The sequence below is a fragment of the Streptococcus oralis genome, assembly GCF_964238205.1.
GTDB classification, from domain to species: domain Bacteria; phylum Bacillota; class Bacilli; order Lactobacillales; family Streptococcaceae; genus Streptococcus; species Streptococcus oralis_CZ.
This window is the reverse complement of sequence record NZ_CAXSLF010000001.1, coordinates 338,972-356,130: the sequence shown is the minus strand read 5'-3', so window position 1 is coordinate 356,130 and position 17,159 is coordinate 338,972. Positions and strand designations below refer to the sequence as shown.

Annotated in this window: 17 protein-coding genes; 16 read left to right on the top strand and 1 reads right to left on the bottom strand. The window is 40.2% G+C overall.

Going from position 1 to position 17,159, the window contains the following annotated elements; all coding sequences use genetic code 11:
* The first annotated feature begins 150 nt into the window (after positions 1 to 150).
* The gene (locus tag ACESOD_RS01875; RefSeq protein ID WP_373093656.1) at positions 151 to 1,548 is read left to right on the top strand and encodes an APC family permease; all 1,398 of its coding nucleotides are present in this window, start codon (positions 151 to 153) and stop codon (positions 1,546 to 1,548) included.
* A 36-nt stretch (positions 1,549 to 1,584) separates the two neighbouring features.
* Here ACESOD_RS01875 and pbp3 read toward each other — a convergent pair whose 3' ends face one another.
* A complete protein-coding gene (gene pbp3, locus ACESOD_RS01870; protein ID WP_373093654.1) occupies positions 1,585 to 2,826 on the bottom strand; it encodes a D-alanyl-D-alanine carboxypeptidase PBP3 in 1,242 nt (413 codons plus the stop codon).
* A gap of 105 nt (positions 2,827 to 2,931) precedes the next feature.
* Between pbp3 and ACESOD_RS01865 the strand changes: the two genes are divergently transcribed.
* The 15 genes from ACESOD_RS01865 (at position 2,932) to ACESOD_RS01795 (ending at position 17,157) form a co-directional block, all read left to right on the top strand.
* A complete protein-coding gene (locus ACESOD_RS01865; protein WP_373093652.1) occupies positions 2,932 to 4,041 on the top strand; it encodes an AI-2E family transporter in 1,110 nt (369 codons plus the stop codon).
* A 410-nt stretch (positions 4,042 to 4,451) separates the two neighbouring features.
* A complete protein-coding gene (tuf, locus tag ACESOD_RS01860) occupies positions 4,452 to 5,648 on the top strand; it encodes an elongation factor Tu (protein ID WP_001040718.1) in 1,197 nt (398 codons plus the stop codon).
* A gap of 156 nt (positions 5,649 to 5,804) precedes the next feature.
* Positions 5,805 to 6,914: a glutamate 5-kinase gene (gene proB, locus ACESOD_RS01855; RefSeq protein ID WP_373093651.1), complete on the top strand. Its 1,110-nt coding sequence runs from the start codon at positions 5,805 to 5,807 to the stop codon at positions 6,912 to 6,914.
* A gap of 9 nt (positions 6,915 to 6,923) precedes the next feature.
* The gene (locus ACESOD_RS01850; protein ID WP_373093650.1) at positions 6,924 to 8,186 is read left to right on the top strand and encodes a glutamate-5-semialdehyde dehydrogenase; all 1,263 of its coding nucleotides are present in this window, start codon (positions 6,924 to 6,926) and stop codon (positions 8,184 to 8,186) included.
* Between the two features lie 4 nt (positions 8,187 to 8,190).
* Positions 8,191 to 8,988 (top strand): pyrroline-5-carboxylate reductase, encoded by a 798-nt coding sequence (proC, locus tag ACESOD_RS01845; protein ID WP_373093648.1) that lies wholly within the window; start codon positions 8,191 to 8,193, stop codon positions 8,986 to 8,988.
* A 119-nt stretch (positions 8,989 to 9,107) separates the two neighbouring features.
* Positions 9,108 to 9,746 carry a dTMP kinase gene (gene tmk, locus ACESOD_RS01840; protein ID WP_373093647.1) on the top strand — a complete coding sequence of 213 codons (639 nt, stop codon included), beginning with the start codon at positions 9,108 to 9,110 and terminating at the stop codon, positions 9,744 to 9,746.
* Positions 9,743 to 10,639: a DNA polymerase III subunit delta' gene (locus tag ACESOD_RS01835; protein WP_373093646.1), complete on the top strand. Its 897-nt coding sequence runs from the start codon at positions 9,743 to 9,745 to the stop codon at positions 10,637 to 10,639. Before tmk ends, ACESOD_RS01835 begins: the two co-directional genes overlap by 4 nt.
* Before the next feature lie 24 nt (positions 10,640 to 10,663).
* On the top strand, positions 10,664 to 10,981 hold the full coding sequence (gene yabA / locus ACESOD_RS01830; RefSeq protein ID WP_248034887.1) for a DNA replication initiation control protein YabA: 318 nt from the start codon (positions 10,664 to 10,666) through the stop codon (positions 10,979 to 10,981).
* A 2-nt stretch (positions 10,982 to 10,983) separates the two neighbouring features.
* Positions 10,984 to 11,862 (top strand): 16S rRNA (cytidine(1402)-2'-O)-methyltransferase, encoded by an 879-nt coding sequence (rsmI, locus tag ACESOD_RS01825; RefSeq protein ID WP_373093645.1) that lies wholly within the window; start codon positions 10,984 to 10,986, stop codon positions 11,860 to 11,862.
* A gap of 237 nt (positions 11,863 to 12,099) precedes the next feature.
* Complete coding sequence (trmFO, locus tag ACESOD_RS01820) at positions 12,100 to 13,434, top strand: methylenetetrahydrofolate--tRNA-(uracil(54)-C(5))-methyltransferase (FADH(2)-oxidizing) TrmFO (RefSeq protein ID WP_373093643.1); 1,335 nt, start codon at positions 12,100 to 12,102, stop codon at positions 13,432 to 13,434.
* Between the two features lie 86 nt (positions 13,435 to 13,520).
* A complete protein-coding gene (gene pyrH / locus ACESOD_RS01815) occupies positions 13,521 to 14,255 on the top strand; it encodes a UMP kinase (RefSeq protein ID WP_000433488.1) in 735 nt (244 codons plus the stop codon).
* A gap of 9 nt (positions 14,256 to 14,264) precedes the next feature.
* The gene (gene frr / locus ACESOD_RS01810) at positions 14,265 to 14,822 is read left to right on the top strand and encodes a ribosome recycling factor (protein ID WP_001262232.1); all 558 of its coding nucleotides are present in this window, start codon (positions 14,265 to 14,267) and stop codon (positions 14,820 to 14,822) included.
* A 60-nt stretch (positions 14,823 to 14,882) separates the two neighbouring features.
* A complete protein-coding gene (gene cvfB, locus ACESOD_RS01805; protein ID WP_373093641.1) occupies positions 14,883 to 15,737 on the top strand; it encodes an RNA-binding virulence regulatory protein CvfB in 855 nt (284 codons plus the stop codon).
* A gap of 7 nt (positions 15,738 to 15,744) precedes the next feature.
* The gene (locus ACESOD_RS01800) at positions 15,745 to 15,960 is read left to right on the top strand and encodes a YozE family protein (RefSeq protein WP_001232087.1); all 216 of its coding nucleotides are present in this window, start codon (positions 15,745 to 15,747) and stop codon (positions 15,958 to 15,960) included.
* A 210-nt stretch (positions 15,961 to 16,170) separates the two neighbouring features.
* Positions 16,171 to 17,157: a PhoH family protein gene (locus tag ACESOD_RS01795; protein WP_045763471.1), complete on the top strand. Its 987-nt coding sequence runs from the start codon at positions 16,171 to 16,173 to the stop codon at positions 17,155 to 17,157.
* Positions 17,158 to 17,159 lie beyond the last annotated feature (2 nt).

The window sequence follows — 17,159 nt, the reverse complement described above, 5'->3', positions numbered from 1 at the left end:
TGTGCGGAGGTGGGACGACGAAATCGTATTCTAACGAATTACCGATTTCTGTCCCACTCTCAGTTTTTTTGATGAAAGATGCTAATAAATATTCACAAAAATCCTTATATATGATAAAATAATACAATCTTATAAATTGGGAGATGAATGATGAATATTTTTAGAACCAAAGACGTTAGTCTAGGTAAGACAGAAATGCATCGCCATTTAAAACTATGGGATTTAATTCTCTTGGGAATTGGTGCTATGGTGGGAACAGGTATCTTTACCATTACAGGGACTGCTGCAGCAACATTAGCAGGACCTGCCCTTGTGGTATCGATTGTAATTTCTGCTATCTGCGTATCCTTATCTGCACTCTTTTTTGCAGAATTTGCTTCTCGTGTTCCTGCAACGGGTGGAGCATATAGTTATTTATATGCAATTTTGGGTGAATTTCCAGCCTGGATAGCTGGTTGGTTAACCATTATGGAATTTATGACAGCTGTTTCTGGTGTCGCTTCAGGTTGGGCGGCCTATTTTAAGGGTTTGCTTAGCCATTATGGAATTTCCTTGCCACAAGCCTTAAATGGAACTTTTAATCCTGAACATGGTACTTATATTGATTTTTTACCAATTTTAGTAATCCTACTTGTTACAGGTGTTGTACTTTTAAATTCGAAAGCAGCTCTTCGTTTTAATTCTATTCTTGTTGTTTTAAAATTTTCTGCTCTTGCCTTATTTATCCTAGTTGGTATTTGGTACATTAAACCTGAAAATTGGTCAGATTTTGCACCATTTGGTTTTGGTCAAATTTATGGTGGAAGCACTGGAATTATGGCAGGTGCTTCACTCATGTTCTTTGGATTCTTAGGTTTTGAGTCTATTTCTATGGCAGTTGATGAAATTCAAAGTCCACAAAAGAATATTCCACGTGGGATTGTTTTATCCTTAACCATTGTAACTATTCTGTATGCCTTGGTTACCTTGATATTGACAGGTATCGTTCATTATAGCAAACTCAATGTTGATGATGCAGTGGCTTTTGCTCTTAGAAGTATTGGTATTGGTTGGGCAGCTAATTATGTTTCACTTGTTGCAATTTTTACCTTGATTACGGTATGTATTTCAATGACCTATGCCTTGTCACGAATGATTTATAGCTTGGCCCGCGATGGACTATTGCCTCAAAGCTTCAAACAAGTAACCAAGACTAGTCGCGTTCCAAAGAATGCAACCATTTTAACAGGTGGAGTATCAGCGATTGCAGCGGGTATCTTCCCTCTGGCAAGTATCGCAGCCTTTCTCAATATCTGTACTTTAGCCTATCTTATTCTCTTAGCCTATGGAATTATCAAATTGAGAAAAGATAAGGGTATGCCCAAAGAGGGAGAATTTAAAACTCCCCTGGTACCTTTTTTACCAATCTTGTCTATTCTGATTTGCCTCTCATTCATGCTTCAGTATACCCTAGAAACATGGATGGCATTTGGACTAGCTTTATTAATAGGAGTTATTATTTACTTTGTTTATGGATATAACCATTCGACTGTAGCTGAAAATGAATAAAGAAAAAAATCGCGAAATTCGCGATTTTTCGATTTTTTATAACTTCTCGTTAACAAAACGAACGAAGCGATTCCACCAAACTTTTAAGAAGAAGGCTTTTTCGACATTTTTTTCTGCGACCATCTCAAAACTCGGTTTGTCAGTTGTAATGTATCCTTGACCAACTAGATCCTTGTCTTCATAAGTCAAATGTCCAACGACAGTTCCTGCCTCTAGTGGAGCAGTGTGTTCAGTCGTGTCCGCTGTGTAAGTAACAGTTGATTGTGTACGACTACCAAGACGTTGAACGATTTTGATATCTTCTTTTGCAACAGCCGTAACAGTATCTTCCTTCCCATCTAATACAGGTGATTTACTATCTTCATAACTTTCTCCTTGCTTGACGATTGTCTGTAGAGAAAAGTTTGATGAGATGTAATCTAAAATAGAAGAAGTAGCTGTGAAGCGTGCATATGGATTAGTATCTTGGTTGTCAGCGTTTAAGACAACAGTGATAATACGCATTCCTTTTTCTACAGTCGTACCTACAAAGGATGCTCCAGCTTTATCAGTCGTACCAGTTTTAAGTCCATCAACACCACCACGATAGGCAGGCATTCCTTCCAACATATAGTTGGTAGAATGAATTGTCATCCCTGCAAAAGTAGAAGAAGGTTTCTTGGTGATTTCTAAAACTTGAGGATACTTGAGGATGAGGTTGCGAGCTACGACAGCAACATCATAAGCGCTCAATTTGTTTTCATCATCTTTCTTTGAACCAGGATAGATATTAGTGCCAAGAGTTTCATTATTGAGCCCAGTTGTGTTGACGAGTGTAGCATCTTGAATTCCCCATTCTTGTAGTTTGGCCTTCATCATATCTACAAAGTCCTTCTCAGAACCGGCAATTTTTTCAGCTAAAGCGATAGCGGCACTGTTCGCACTAGATACTAAAGTAGCTTCTAATAACTCTTCAACAGTGTAATTTCTAGCTTCCATGGGCACATTACTAGCCGCAGAATTAGTTGTCAACTGGTAGGGGTAATCAGAAATTTCTACAGGAGTGGAAAGAGAGATTTTCCCCTGTTCCAAGGCTTCGTAAACGAGATATACGGTAAGCAATTTGCTAATAGAAGCAATTTCAACAGGTTGAGTAGCATCCTTTTCGTATAAAATCTTACCGCTATTAGCTTCAACAGCAATGGCATGTTTTGCTGCTACATCAAAATCTTGGGCAGCAACAGTTGTTGCTGAAGCAAATGAAAAGAGGGTTAATAAGGTTAAAAATAATTTCTTCATAGTAACTTTATTCTATCACAAAGACAAAAGATATTCTTGTTTTTGTGATGAAAGTTATCAATCTTTTTTGAAATATGGTAAAATAGGGAAAAGAGGAGGTGGCCTATGTTTCGGAGAAACAAACTATTCTTCTGGACAACTGAAATTCTACTAATAACCTTAATTTTCTATCTATGGAAAGAAATGGGTGCTATTATTACACCCTTTGTCAGTGTTGCAAACACAATCATGATTCCTTTTTTACTGGGAGGATTTTTGTATTATCTAACCAACCCAATTGTTATCTTTTTAGAGAAGGAATGCAAAATCAATCGCATCATTGGGATTTTGTTAACCCTTTGTGCCTTAATTTGTGCAATCGTACTTAGTTTTGTCTATCTGCTACCGATTTTGATTAATCAGTTGAGTAGCCTGATCTACTCGAGTCAAAACATTTATGGTCGTCTTCAAGATTTAGTCATTGAGTTATCAAAACATCCAGCCCTGCAAAATCTAGATATTCAACAAACTATTCAACAACTAAATCTCTCATATGTTGATATTTTGCAAAATATCTTGAACAGTGTGACAAATAGTGTTGGAAGTGTTCTATCTGCACTCGTAAGTACTGTATTGATTATCATCATGACACCAGTCTTCTTGATTTACTTCCTACTTGATGGGCATAAATTTTTACCCATGCTAGAAAGAACTATATTAAAACGAGATAAATTGAACATATCTGGTTTATTGACAAACCTAAATACAACTATTTCTCGTTACATTAGTGGAGTGTCTATAGATGCAGTTATTATTGGATGTTTAGCTTTTATCGGTTATAGTGTGATTGGTCTAAGATATGCCTTGGTCTTCGCCATTTTTTCTGGATTGGCCAATCTGATTCCGTATGTGGGACCAAGCATTGGATTGATTCCAATGATTATTTCAAATCTCTTCACCGATCCTCATAAAATGATTATTGCTGTCATTTATATGTTGATTATTCAGCAAGTTGATGGAAATATTTTATATCCACGTATCGTGGGTGGAGTTATGAAGGTTCACCCAATTACTATTTTAGTCTTGCTTTTATTATCAAGTAATATTTACGGTGTGATTGGGATGATTGTTGCTGTTCCTACCTATTCCATTTTAAAAGAGATTGCTAAATTCTTAGCGCGACTGTATGAAAATCATAAGGAAGCACAAGAAGTTAAGAAACATCTATCAGAATAAAGATGTCGGGATAAAAAATCCCGACCTTTTTTTGATCATAGTATCTTTGGCGCTGTAGTTGATCAAACTTTTTATTGGCTTTCAACTCTCTAATCTCTTATGATGGAACTTTAATTTTTCTATACATAATTTTTACAAACAACTGAATGATTGAAGTCTTTCGGGGCTGGAAATAGGAAATTAAGACTTGGGTTATCGATTTATGGTCTATCGCCTTTTGCTAAAATAAGCCTAGTTATAGATATTTTAAATAAATTGGTAGAGTAAGTTGAGCAAGAATAAGAATAATTCACAAAAACTTTGTAAAACACTTGCAATTTAGCTGAAATTTGATAAAATAGTAAGGAAAGTTAGACTGTATTGCCTACTGTCTATCTATAAAATATATTTTATTGGAGGCTTTTACTCAAATGGCAAAAGAAAAATACGATCGTAGTAAACCACACGTTAACATTGGTACTATCGGACACGTTGACCACGGTAAAACTACCCTAACTGCAGCTATCACAACTGTTTTGGCACGTCGCTTGCCTTCAGCAGTTAACCAACCTAAAGACTATGCGTCTATCGATGCTGCTCCAGAAGAACGCGAACGCGGTATCACAATCAACACTGCGCACGTTGAGTACGAAACTGAAAAACGTCACTACGCTCACATCGACGCTCCAGGACACGCGGACTACGTTAAAAACATGATCACTGGTGCCGCTCAAATGGACGGAGCTATCCTTGTAGTAGCTTCAACTGACGGACCAATGCCACAAACTCGTGAGCACATCCTTCTTTCACGTCAGGTTGGTGTTAAACACCTTATCGTCTTCATGAACAAGATCGACTTGGTTGACGACGAAGAATTGCTTGAATTGGTTGAAATGGAAATCCGTGACCTTCTTTCAGAATACGACTTCCCAGGTGACGATCTTCCAGTTATCCAAGGTTCAGCTCTTAAAGCTCTTGAAGGTGACTCTAAATACGAAGACATCATCATGGAATTGATGAACACTGTTGATGAGTACATTCCAGAACCAGAACGTGACACTGACAAACCATTGCTTCTTCCAGTCGAAGACGTATTCTCAATCACTGGACGTGGTACAGTTGCTTCAGGACGTATCGACCGTGGTACTGTTCGTGTCAACGACGAAATCGAAATCGTTGGTATCAAAGAAGAAACTAAAAAAGCAGTTGTTACTGGTGTTGAAATGTTCCGTAAACAACTTGACGAAGGTCTTGCAGGAGATAACGTAGGTGTCCTTCTTCGTGGTGTTCAACGTGACGAAATCGAACGTGGACAAGTTATCGCTAAACCAGGTTCAATCAACCCACACACTAAATTCAAAGGTGAAGTTTACATCCTTACTAAAGAAGAAGGTGGACGTCACACTCCATTCTTCAACAACTACCGTCCACAATTCTACTTCCGTACTACTGACGTTACAGGTTCAATCGAACTTCCAGCAGGTACTGAAATGGTAATGCCAGGTGATAACGTGACAATCGACGTTGAGTTGATCCACCCAATCGCCGTAGAACAAGGTACTACATTCTCTATCCGTGAGGGTGGACGTACTGTTGGTTCAGGTATGGTTACAGAAATCGAAGCTTAATTCGATTTAGTTCCCAGAAGAACAATTATTTAAGTCAGACACTAAAAGAATCTTGCTATGCAAGGTTCTTTTTTGCGATCAAAAGTGAGAGAGTTCCTTTTTTACAATTTCATAAAATCATGGTAAAATGGTTAAATATTAAATTTGGAGAAAAATATGAAGTACAAGCGTATCGTATTTAAAGTGGGAACTTCATCGCTGACACATAAAGATGGAAGTTTATCTCGCAGTAAAGTAAAAGCTATCACGCAACAGCTTGCAATGCTGCATGAAGCAGGTCATGAGCTTGTTTTGGTGTCTTCTGGGGCTGTTGCAGCAGGTTTCGGAGCCTTAGGATTTAAAAAACGACCAACAAAGATTGCGGATAAGCAAGCTTCAGCAGCGGTTGGTCAAGGATTGCTTCTGGAAGAATATACAACCAATTTGCTCTTAAGACAGATTGTTTCAGCTCAAATCTTGCTAACTCAGGATGATTTTGTCGATAAGCGACGTTATAAAAATGCCCATCAAGCTTTATCTGTCCTTCTCAATCGTGGCGCGATTCCTATTATCAATGAAAATGACAGTGTCGTTATTGATGAGCTCAAGGTCGGGGATAATGATACGCTCAGTGCTCAGGTAGCTGCAATGGTGCAGGCAGATCTTTTGGTTCTCTTAACAGATGTAGATGGACTCTATACGGGGAATCCTAACTCGGATCCAAGAGCTAAACGTCTGGAGAGAATTGAGACCATCAATCGTGAAATTATCGATATGGCTGGCGGAGCAGGTTCATCGAATGGAACAGGTGGTATGTTGACGAAAATAAAAGCTGCTACCATTGCGACAGAGTCAGGAGTACCGGTTTATATCTGTTCTTCCTTGAAAGCTGATGCTATGATAGAGGCGGCAGAGAAGACCAAGGATGGTTCTTTCTTTGTTGCACAAGAAAAGGGACTTCGTACCCAGAAACAATGGCTAGCCTTTTATGCCAAAAGTCAGGGAGCAATTTGGGTTGATAAAGGGGCGGCAGAAGCCCTCTCTCAACATGGAAAGAGTCTCCTTTTATCAGGGGTTGTAGATGTTGAGAGCAATTTTACTTATGGTGATATTGTAACGGTATTTGATAAGGAAACTGGAAAATCACTTGGAAAAGGTAGAGTGCAACTAGGTGCATCGGGGCTCAAAGATGTCCTTCGTTCTCAAAAAGCCAAGGGAGTCCTGATTCATCGTGATGACTGGATTTCTATCACTCCTGAAATCCAACTACTCTTTACAGAATTTTAGAGGTAAACTATGGTAAGTACACAAGAACAATTTGAAAAAGTACAGGCTGTTAAAAAATCAATTAACACAGCTAGTGAAGAGGTGAAAAATCAAGCCTTGCTAGCTATGGCCGATCACTTATTGGCAGCTACTGAAGAGATTTTATCAGCTAATGTTCGTGATATGGAAGCGGCCAAGGGGAAAATCTCAGATGTTATGTTGGATCGTCTTTATTTGGATGCAGGGCGTATAGAAGCAATGGCAACTGGGATTCGTGAAGTGGTTGCTTTACCAGATCCAATCGGTGAAGTCCTAGAAAGAAGTCAGCTTGAAAATGGTTTGGTTATTACTAAGAAGCGTGTGGCTATGGGTGTTATTGGCATTATCTATGAAAGTCGTCCTAATGTGACTTCTGATGCAGCTGCCCTTGCTCTCAAGAGTGGAAATGCGGTTGTCCTTCGGAGCGGTAAGGATGCCTACCAAACAGCTCATGCCATTGTCGCAGCCTTGAAGAAGGGCTTGGAGACTACTACCATTCATCCAGACGTCATTCAATTAGTAGAAGATACTAGCCGTGAAAGTAGTTATGCCATGATGAAGGCTAAGGGTTATCTAGACCTTCTTATTCCTCGCGGAGGTGCCGGGTTAATCAATGCTGTCGTTGAGAATGCTATTGTGCCAGTTATCGAAACAGGTACAGGGATTGTTCATGTCTACGTTGACAAGGACGCGGATGAAGACAAGGCACTGTCTATTATCAATAACGCTAAAACTAGTCGTCCTTCAGTCTGCAATGCCATGGAAGTGCTGCTTGTTCATCAAGACAAGGCGGCAAGATTCCTTCCTCGTTTAGAACAAGTTCTAGTTGCTGAGCGAAAAGAAGCTGGTCTTGAACCGATTCAATTGCGTCTAGATGAGAAAGCTAGTCAATATATTTCTGGACAAGCAGCAGTGGCTCAAGACTTTGACACTGAGTTTTTAGACTATGTCTTAGCTGTTAAAGTAGTTTCTAGTCTTAGGGAAGCTGTAGAGCATATAGAAGTCCATAGCACCCATCATTCGGATGCGATTGTGACTGAAAATGCTGATGCTATAGCTTACTTTACAGATCAAGTGGACTCGGCAGCGGTTTATGTCAATGCTTCGACTCGTTTCACAGATGGTGGCCAATTTGGTCTTGGTTGTGAAATGGGGATTTCTACTCAGAAATTGCATGCGCGTGGTCCAATGGGCTTGAAGGAATTGACTAGCTACAAATATGTGGTTACTGGTGATGGACAGATAAGGGAGTAAAGAGATGAAGATTGGATTTATCGGCTTGGGGAATATGGGAGCTAGTTTGGCTAAGGCTGTCTTGCAGGCAAAAATGAGTCATCAGATTCTCCTTGCTAATCGTAGTCAAGCTAAGGTGGATGCTTTTATTGCTAATTATGGTGGTCAGGCTTCTAGCAATGACGAAATCTTTGCAGAAGCAGATGTGATTTTTCTAGGAGTAAAGCCAGCTCAATTCTCAGAACTGCTTACTCAATATCAGTCAATCCTTGAGAAACGAGAAAGTCTTCTTTTGATTTCCATGGCAGCTGGTTTGACCTTGGAAAAACTTGCTAGTCTTCTTCCAAGTCACCATAGGATTATTCGCATTATGCCTAATACCCCTGTTGCTATTGGGCAAGGAGTGATTAGTTATGCCTTGTCTGCAAATTGTCATCCAGAAGACAGTGAACTTTTCTGTCAACTTTTAGCCAGTGCAGGGCAGTTGGTTGAAATAAGTGATAGTTTAATAGATGCGGCAACAGGGCTTGCCGGTTGTGGTCCTGCCTTTGTCTATCTTTTCATCGAAGCCTTGGCGGATGCAGGTGTTCAGACAGGATTGCCACGAGAAATGGCTCTGAAAATGGCGGCTCAAACAGTAGTTGGTGCAGGTCAAATGGTCCTAGAAAGTCAGCAACATCCTGGAGTCTTGAAAGACCAAGTTTGCAGTCCAGGTGGTTCAACCATTGCTGGTGTAGCAAGTCTAGAAGAACATGCTTTTAGAGGAACCGTTATGGATGCTGTCAACCAAGCCTATAAAAAAACTCAAGAATTAGGCAAATAAGAGGTGAGCGTTAAAACTCACACTCTTTTTTTCTTACAAAGAAGGAAATGAAAAAAGCTTTTCACAAATCCCCATTTTTTTGATAGAATAGAAGAGAGAAAAATAGAAATGAGTCAGACATGTCAAAAGGATTTTTAGTCTCTCTTGAGGGACCAGAGGGAGCAGGAAAAACAAGCGTTCTTGAAGCCCTAATCCCTGTATTAGAGGATAGGGGAGTAGAAGTTTTAACAACGCGCGAACCAGGTGGGGTCTTAATTGGAGAAAAAATTCGCGAAGTTATACTAGATCCTAGTCATACTGAAATGGATCCTAAGACTGAGCTTCTCCTCTATATTGCTAGTCGTCGACAACACTTGGTGGAAAAGGTCTTACCAGCACTTGCAGCTGGAAAACTGGTTATCATGGATCGCTTTATCGATAGTTCTGTTGCTTATCAGGGCTTTGGGCGTGGTTTAGATATCGATGCCATTGATTGGCTTAATCAGTTTGCAACAGATGGACTGAAACCTGATTTGACTCTTTATTTTGATATTGAGGTCGAAGAGGGACTGGCACGTATTGCTGCCAACAGTAATCGGGAAGTCAATCGTTTGGACATGGAAGGTCTGGATCTACACCGAAAAGTTCGTCAAGGTTACCTTTCTCTTCTTGAAAGAGAAGGAAATCGCATCGAAAAAATCGATGCTAGCCTACCACTTGATCAAGTGATTGAAAATACGCAACAGCTACTTTTTGATAGGATGGGATTAAGGAGATGAAGCAAGAGCAATTAAGAGCTTGTCAACCTCTACAATTTGAACGTTTTGTCCATATCTTGGAGCAAGGGCAGCTCAATCACGCCTATCTCTTTTCAGGTAATTTTGGAAGTTTAGAGATGGCCCTTTTTTTGTCTAAAAGTCTCTTTTGTAGTGAGAAAACTGGTATTTTTCCTTGTGAAAAATGTCGGAATTGTAAATTGATTGAGCAGGAAGAGTTTCCTGATGTGACCATAATTAAACCTCTGAATCAAGTCATTAAGACGGAGCGTATTAGAGAATTAGTTGGTCAATTTTCCCAGTCTGGTATTGAAAATCAACGTCAGATCTTTATTATCGAGCAAGCGGAAAAAATGCATGTGAATGCTGCAAATTCACTCTTGAAGGTTATTGAAGAGCCACAAAGTGAGATTTATATTTTCTTTTTGACCGATGATGAGGAACAGATGTTACCAACGATTCGAAGTCGGACACAGATTTTCCAATTTAAGAAACAAGTCTCTACTTTAATGTCACAGCTTGAAGAGGCTGGTTTAGTAAAAAATAAAGCTAAATTATTGGCTCAGTTTAGTCAATCGCAGGCAGAGGCTGATAAGCTTGTCCATCAAGCAGGATTTTGGACACTAGTAGATGAAAGTGAACGTTTCTTTTCGTGGCTTTTAGCCCATAAAAAAGAATCCTATTTGCAAGTTGCAAAATTAACGAGTTTGGCTGATGATAAAGAAAAGCAAGATCAAGTGCTCAGGATTTTAGAGGTACTAGCTGGTCAAGAGATTCTCAATGTTTCAGCTCGAAATATTTTGCAAAATCTCGTCCAAACTCGTAAAATGTGGCGGGCCAATGTTAGCTTTCAAAACGCTTTGGAATACCTGGTTTTACAAAAAAATTTAAAGTAATGATGGATTAAAGAAAGGGCTGTAATGAATAAAAAAGAATTATTTGATGCTTTAGATGACTTTTCACAGCAATTGTTGGTAACCTTGGCAGACGTTGAAGCCATCAAAAAAAATCTCAAGAGTCTGGTAGAGGAAAATACAGCTCTTCGTTTAGAAAATGATAAACTGAGAGAACGATTGGGAGAAGTTGAGGAGACAGCTCCATCCAAAACTAAACATGTGAGGGAAAATGTTCGTCGCATTTATGAGGACGGTTTTCATGTTTGCCGTGACTTTTATGGCCAACGTCGAGAGCAGGATGCAGAATGTATGTTCTGTGATGAACTGTTGTTTAGGGAGTAAGTATGCAGATTCAAAAGAGTTTTAAGGGACAATCTCCCTATGGCAAGCTTTATCTAGTCGCAACGCCGATTGGTAATCTAGATGATATGACTTTTCGCGCCATTCAGACCTTGAAAGAGGTCGACTGGATTGCGGCAGAAGATACTCGTAATACGGGACTTTTGCTCAAGCATTTTGAAATCTCAACCAAGCAAATCAGTTTTCACGAGCATAATGCCAAGGAAAAAATTCCTGATTTGATTGAGTTGTTGAAGCAAGGTCAAAATCTTGCCCAAGTATCTGATGCGGGGCTGCCTAGTATTTCTGACCCAGGGCATGATTTGGTCAAGGCTGCCATAGAAGAAGACATCGCTGTTGTCACAGTTCCAGGAGCTAGTGCTGGGATTTCTGCCTTAATTGCCAGTGGTTTGGCACCCCAACCTCACATTTTTTATGGTTTCTTACCACGAAAATCAGGCCAGCAAAAGCAGTTTTTCGAAGCGAAAAAAGCTTATCCTGAGACCCAGATTTTCTATGAATCACCTCACCGTGTGGCGGATACGCTAGAAAATATGCTAGCAGTTTATGGTGATCGTTCAGTGGTTCTGGTTCGAGAATTGACTAAAATATTTGAAGAATACCAACGTGGAAGTATTACTGAATTATTAGAAAATATTTTTCAAACGCCACTCAAGGGTGAATGCCTTCTCATCGTTGAAGGTGCCAGTCAGGATGTGGAGGAAAAGGACGAGGAGGACTTGTTTTCAGAAATCCAAGAACGTATCCAACGAGGAATCAAGAAAAATCAGGCCATTAAGGAAGTTGCGAAGATTTATCAGTGGAATAAAAGCCAGCTATACGCCGCCTACCACGAATGGGAAGAACATCAGGAAAACAAATAAACGGGGAAGTTTGCCTTCTTCCCTTTTTTTGTTATACTAGAAGAAGAAAAAAATAGAAAGATTTGTGGGAGTGAAAAAGTTTGGGGGACTTTTTCAGCCTGAGCCTGAAAACTCGAAAGCGAAGTAAGTCCTTTGGACTTTTTCAGCCTGAACCTGAAAACTCGAAAGCGAAGTAAGTTCGTTGAACTTTTTTTACCCGATTCAGGAAATTCACACTCCCAAAGAGGTATTAGTGTCGTGTCTCAATCTTATATCAATGTTATCGGTGCGGGCTTGGCGGGTTCTGAAGCAGCCTACCAAATCGCAGAGCGTGGTATTCCAGTTAAACTTTATGAAATGCGTGGTGTCAAGTCAACACCGCAACACAAAACTGACAAGTTTGCAGAATTAGTGTGTTCTAATTCCTTGCGTGGAGATGCTCTTACAAATGCTGTCGGTCTCCTCAAAGAAGAAATGCGTCGCTTGGGTTCTCTTATCTTGGAATCTGCTGAAGCAACTCGTGTTCCTGCTGGTGGTGCCCTTGCGGTGGACCGCGATGGTTTCTCTCAAATGGTTACTGAAAAGATTGCCAACCATCCCTTGATTGAGGTCGTTCGTGACGAAATTACAGAATTGCCAACGGATGCTATTACAGTTGTAGCGACTGGACCTTTGACTAGTGATACCCTTGCTGAGAAAATTCACGCTCTTAATGGGGGTGACGGTTTTTATTTCTACGATGCTGCAGCGCCTATTGTGGATGTTAATACGATTGATATGAACAAGGTTTATCTCAAATCTCGTTATGATAAGGGAGAAGCAGCCTATCTCAATGCTCCTATGACCAAACAAGAGTTTATGGATTTCCATGAAGCCTTGGTTAATGCAGAAGAAGCTCCACTGAATTCATTTGAAAAAGAAAAATATTTTGAAGGATGTATGCCAATCGAAGTCATGGCTAAACGGGGTATCAAAACCATGCTCTATGGTCCTATGAAACCAGTTGGTTTGGAGTATCCAGACGATTACACAGGTCCTCGTGATGGAGACTTTAAAACTCCTTATGCGGTCGTTCAGCTTCGTCAGGACAATGCTGCAGGTAGTCTTTATAACATCGTTGGTTTCCAAACTCATCTTAAATGGGGAGAGCAGAAGCGTGTCTTCCAAATGATTCCAGGTCTTGAAAATGCTGAATTTGTTCGCTATGGTGTTATGCACCGTAATTCTTATATGGATTCACCAAATCTTCTTGAGCAGACCTATCGTTCTAAGAAACAGCCAAATCTATTCTTTGCTGGTCAGATGACGGGTGTGGAAGGCTATGTTGAGTCAGCGGCATCAGGTCTAGTAGCTGGTATTAACGCAGCTCGTCTTTTCAAGGGCGAAAGCGAGGCTATTTTCCCAGAGACAACAGCAATTGGCAGTCTAGCTCATTACATCACCCATGCGGACAGCAAACACTTCCAACCAATGAACGTCAATTTCGGAATTATCAAGGAATTGGAAGGCGACCGCATTCGTGATAAGAAGGCTCGTTATGAAAAAATTGCAGAGCGTGCTTTGGCTGATTTGGAAAACTTTTTATCCGTTTAAAATTTTCAAAAGAATAACTCATGAGACTATAAAATTCTCAAAAAATGTGATAAAATAGTTTGAATAAAATAAAGGAGCGAAGTCAGGTGGAACCCAAATATAAACGTATTTTGATTAAGTTATCAGGTGAGGCACTTGCTGGCGAACGTGGTGTCGGAATTGATATCAAAACAGTTCAAGCAATGGCTCAAGAAATTCAAGAAGTACATAACTTAGGTATTGAGATTGCCCTCGTTATTGGTGGAGGAAATCTCTGGCGTGGAGAACCTGCTGCAGAAGCTGGAATGGATCGTGTACAAGCAGACTATACAGGAATGCTTGGAACCGTTATGAATGCTCTTGTGATGGCAGATTCATTGCAACAAGTTGGTGTGGATACACGTGTTCAAACAGCCATTGCCATGCAACAAGTAGCAGAACCTTACGTTCGTGGTCGTGCCCTTCGTCATCTTGAAAAAGGACGCATAGTTATCTTTGGTGCGGGAATTGGTTCACCATACTTCTCAACAGATACAACAGCAGCCCTTCGTGCAGCTGAGATTGAAGCGGACGCTATCTTGATGGCTAAGAATGGGGTTGATGGTGTCTACAATGCTGATCCTAAAAAGGATAAGACAGCTGTTAAATTTGAAGAGTTGACTCACCGTGACGTGATCAATAAAGGTCTCCGTATCATGGACTCAACAGCTTCAACACTTTCAATGGACAATGATATTGACTTGGTTGTTTTCAACATGAACCAACCAGGAAATATTAAACGTGTTGTATTTGGTGAAAATATCGGAACTACAGTTTCAAATAATATCGAAGAAAAGGAATAAGAAATCATTATGGCAAACGCAATCGTAGAAAAAGCAAAAGAGAGAATGACCCAATCTCACCACTCACTTGCTCGTGAGTTTGGAAGTATTCGTGCTGGCCGTGCTAATGCTAGCTTGCTTGACCGCATCCACGTTGAGTACTATGGTGTTGAAACACCACTTAACCAAATTGCTTCTATCACAATCCCAGAAGCGCGTGTCTTGTTGGTAACACCATTTGACAAATCATCTTTGAAAGATATCGAACGTGCTTTGAATGCTTCAGACCTAGGTATTACACCAGCTAACGATGGTTCTGTTATTCGCTTGGTAATCCCAGCTCTTACAGAAGAAACTCGTCGCGACCTTGCTAAAGAAGTGAAAAAAGTCGGTGAAAATGCTAAAGTTGCTATCCGTAATATCCGTCGTGATGCTATGGACGAGGCTAAGAAACAAGAAAAAGCAAAAGAAATCACTGAAGACGAATTGAAGACTCTTGAAAAAGATATTCAAAAAGCAACAGACGATGCTGTTAAACACATCGACGAAATGACTGCCAACAAAGAAAAAGAAATCTTGGAAGTCTAAGAAATAAACAGAAAAACTCAGTTGGCATTGCTGGCTGAGTTTTATTCGAAAGAAGGAAATATGAATACAAATCTTGCAAGTTTTATCGTTGGACTCATCATCGATGAAAATGACCGTTTTTACTTTGTTCAAAAGGATGGTCAAACATATGCCCTAGCTAAAGAAGAAGGTCAGCATACAGTTGGTGATACGGTCAAAGGTTTTGCTTACACAGATATGAAGCAAAAATTGCGCCTCACTACTACAGAAGTGACTGCAACTCAGGAACAATTTGGTTGGGGAACTGTAACAGAGGTTCGTAAGGACCTTGGGGTTTTTGTTGATACAGGATTACCAGACAAGGAAATCGTTGTGTCACTAGATATTCTCCCTGAACTTAAAGAACTCTGGCCAAAGAAAGGTGATCGACTTTATATTCGTCTAGAAGTGGATAAGAAGGACCGTATCTGGGGAATCTTAGCTTATCAGGAAGATTTCCAACGATTGGCACGTCCTGCCTACAATAACATGCAGAATCAAAATTGGCCTGCCATTGTTTACCGTCTCAAATTATCAGGAACTTTTGTCTATCTACCAGAGAACAACATGCTTGGATTTATCCATCCAAGTGAGCGCTATGCAGAACCACGTTTGGGGCAAGTGCTAGATGCGCGTGTCATTGGTTTCCGTGAGGTTGACCAAACGCTTAATCTCTCTTTAAAACCACGCTCTTTTGAGATGTTGAAAAATGATGCGCAGATGATCTTGACTTATTTGGAAAGCAATGGTGGCTTCATGACTTTGAATGATAAGTCATCACCAGAAGATATCAAGGCTACTTTCGGTATTTCAAAAGGTCAATTTAAAAAGGCACTCGGTGGTTTGATGAAGGCTGGCAAAATCAAGCAAGATCAGTTCGGCACAGAGTTGATTTAGGAGGCTTATGAGAAAATCATTTTATACTTGGCTGATGACCGAGCGCAACCCTAAAAGCAATAGTCCCAAAGCAATTTTAGCGGATCTGGCTTTTGAGGAGTCCGCCTTTCCGAAACATACAGATGATTTCGATCAAGTGAGTCGTTTTTTAGAGGAACATGCTAGCTTTTCCTTTAATATGGGAGACTTCGATCGTATCTGGCAGGAATATTTAGAACATTAAGGCTACTAGATGAGGTTTGGGATAGTAATTTCTCAGCCTCTTTGCTATAATATAGTCATTCAGTTTATCTTTTATGAGGATTTTCCTTATTTTGACAAGTTTCGTTTACCATTACGAATTGTCAGAGTGATAGGATTTTTGAAAGTTATTTCATACTTAAAAGAAAACAAAATGATAAAACGAAATAAGAGAATTAGAGAGGTTCTTTGTTTGAAGGAACATTCAATAGATATTCAACTGAGTCATCCAGATGACCTATTTCATCTTTTTGGGTCCAATGAGCGCCACCTTCGATTGATGGAGGATGAATTAGATGTCATCATCCATGCCCGTACAGAAATTGTACAAGTCTTGGGAGAGGAGTCAGCTTGTGAGGAAGCCCGCCAAGTTATCCAAGCCTTAATGGTCTTGGTCAATCGTGGAATGACTGTTGGAACTCCGGATGTGGTGACAGCCATTACCATGGTTAAGAATAATGAAATCGATAAGTTTGTCGCCCTCTATGAAGAAGAGATTATTAAGGATAATACTGGGAAACCTATCCGCGTCAAAACCTTAGGTCAAAAGCTTTATGTGGATAGTGTCAAGCAACACGATGTGACCTTTGGGATTGGGCCGGCAGGAACAGGTAAGACCTTCTTAGCAGTGACTTTGGCCGTAACAGCCCTCAAGCGTGGACAAGTCAAGCGAATCATATTGACACGTCCAGCAGTGGAAGCAGGAGAGAGCCTTGGATTTCTTCCAGGTGATCTCAAGGAAAAGGTCGATCCTTATTTACGACCAGTTTATGACGCCTTGTACCAGATTCTTGGGAAAGATCAAACAACCCGTCTTATGGAACGTGAAATTATTGAAATTGCACCTTTGGCCTATATGCGTGGACGTACCTTGGATGATGCCTTTGTCATTTTGGATGAAGCGCAAAATACAACTATCATGCAGATGAAAATGTTCTTGACTCGTCTTGGATTTAACTCGAAAATGATTGTCAATGGGGATATTAGTCAGATTGACCTACCTCGGAATGTCAAGTCAGGTTTGATTGATGCTCAAGAAAAACTCAAGAATATTCATCAGATTGACTTTGTTCATTTCTCAGCCAAGGATGTGGTTCGCCACCCAGTTGTAGCTCAAATTATCAGAGCCTATGAACCTCTACCTGTCAAAGCTGAAGAAAACCAAGAAGAAACAGAATAGTA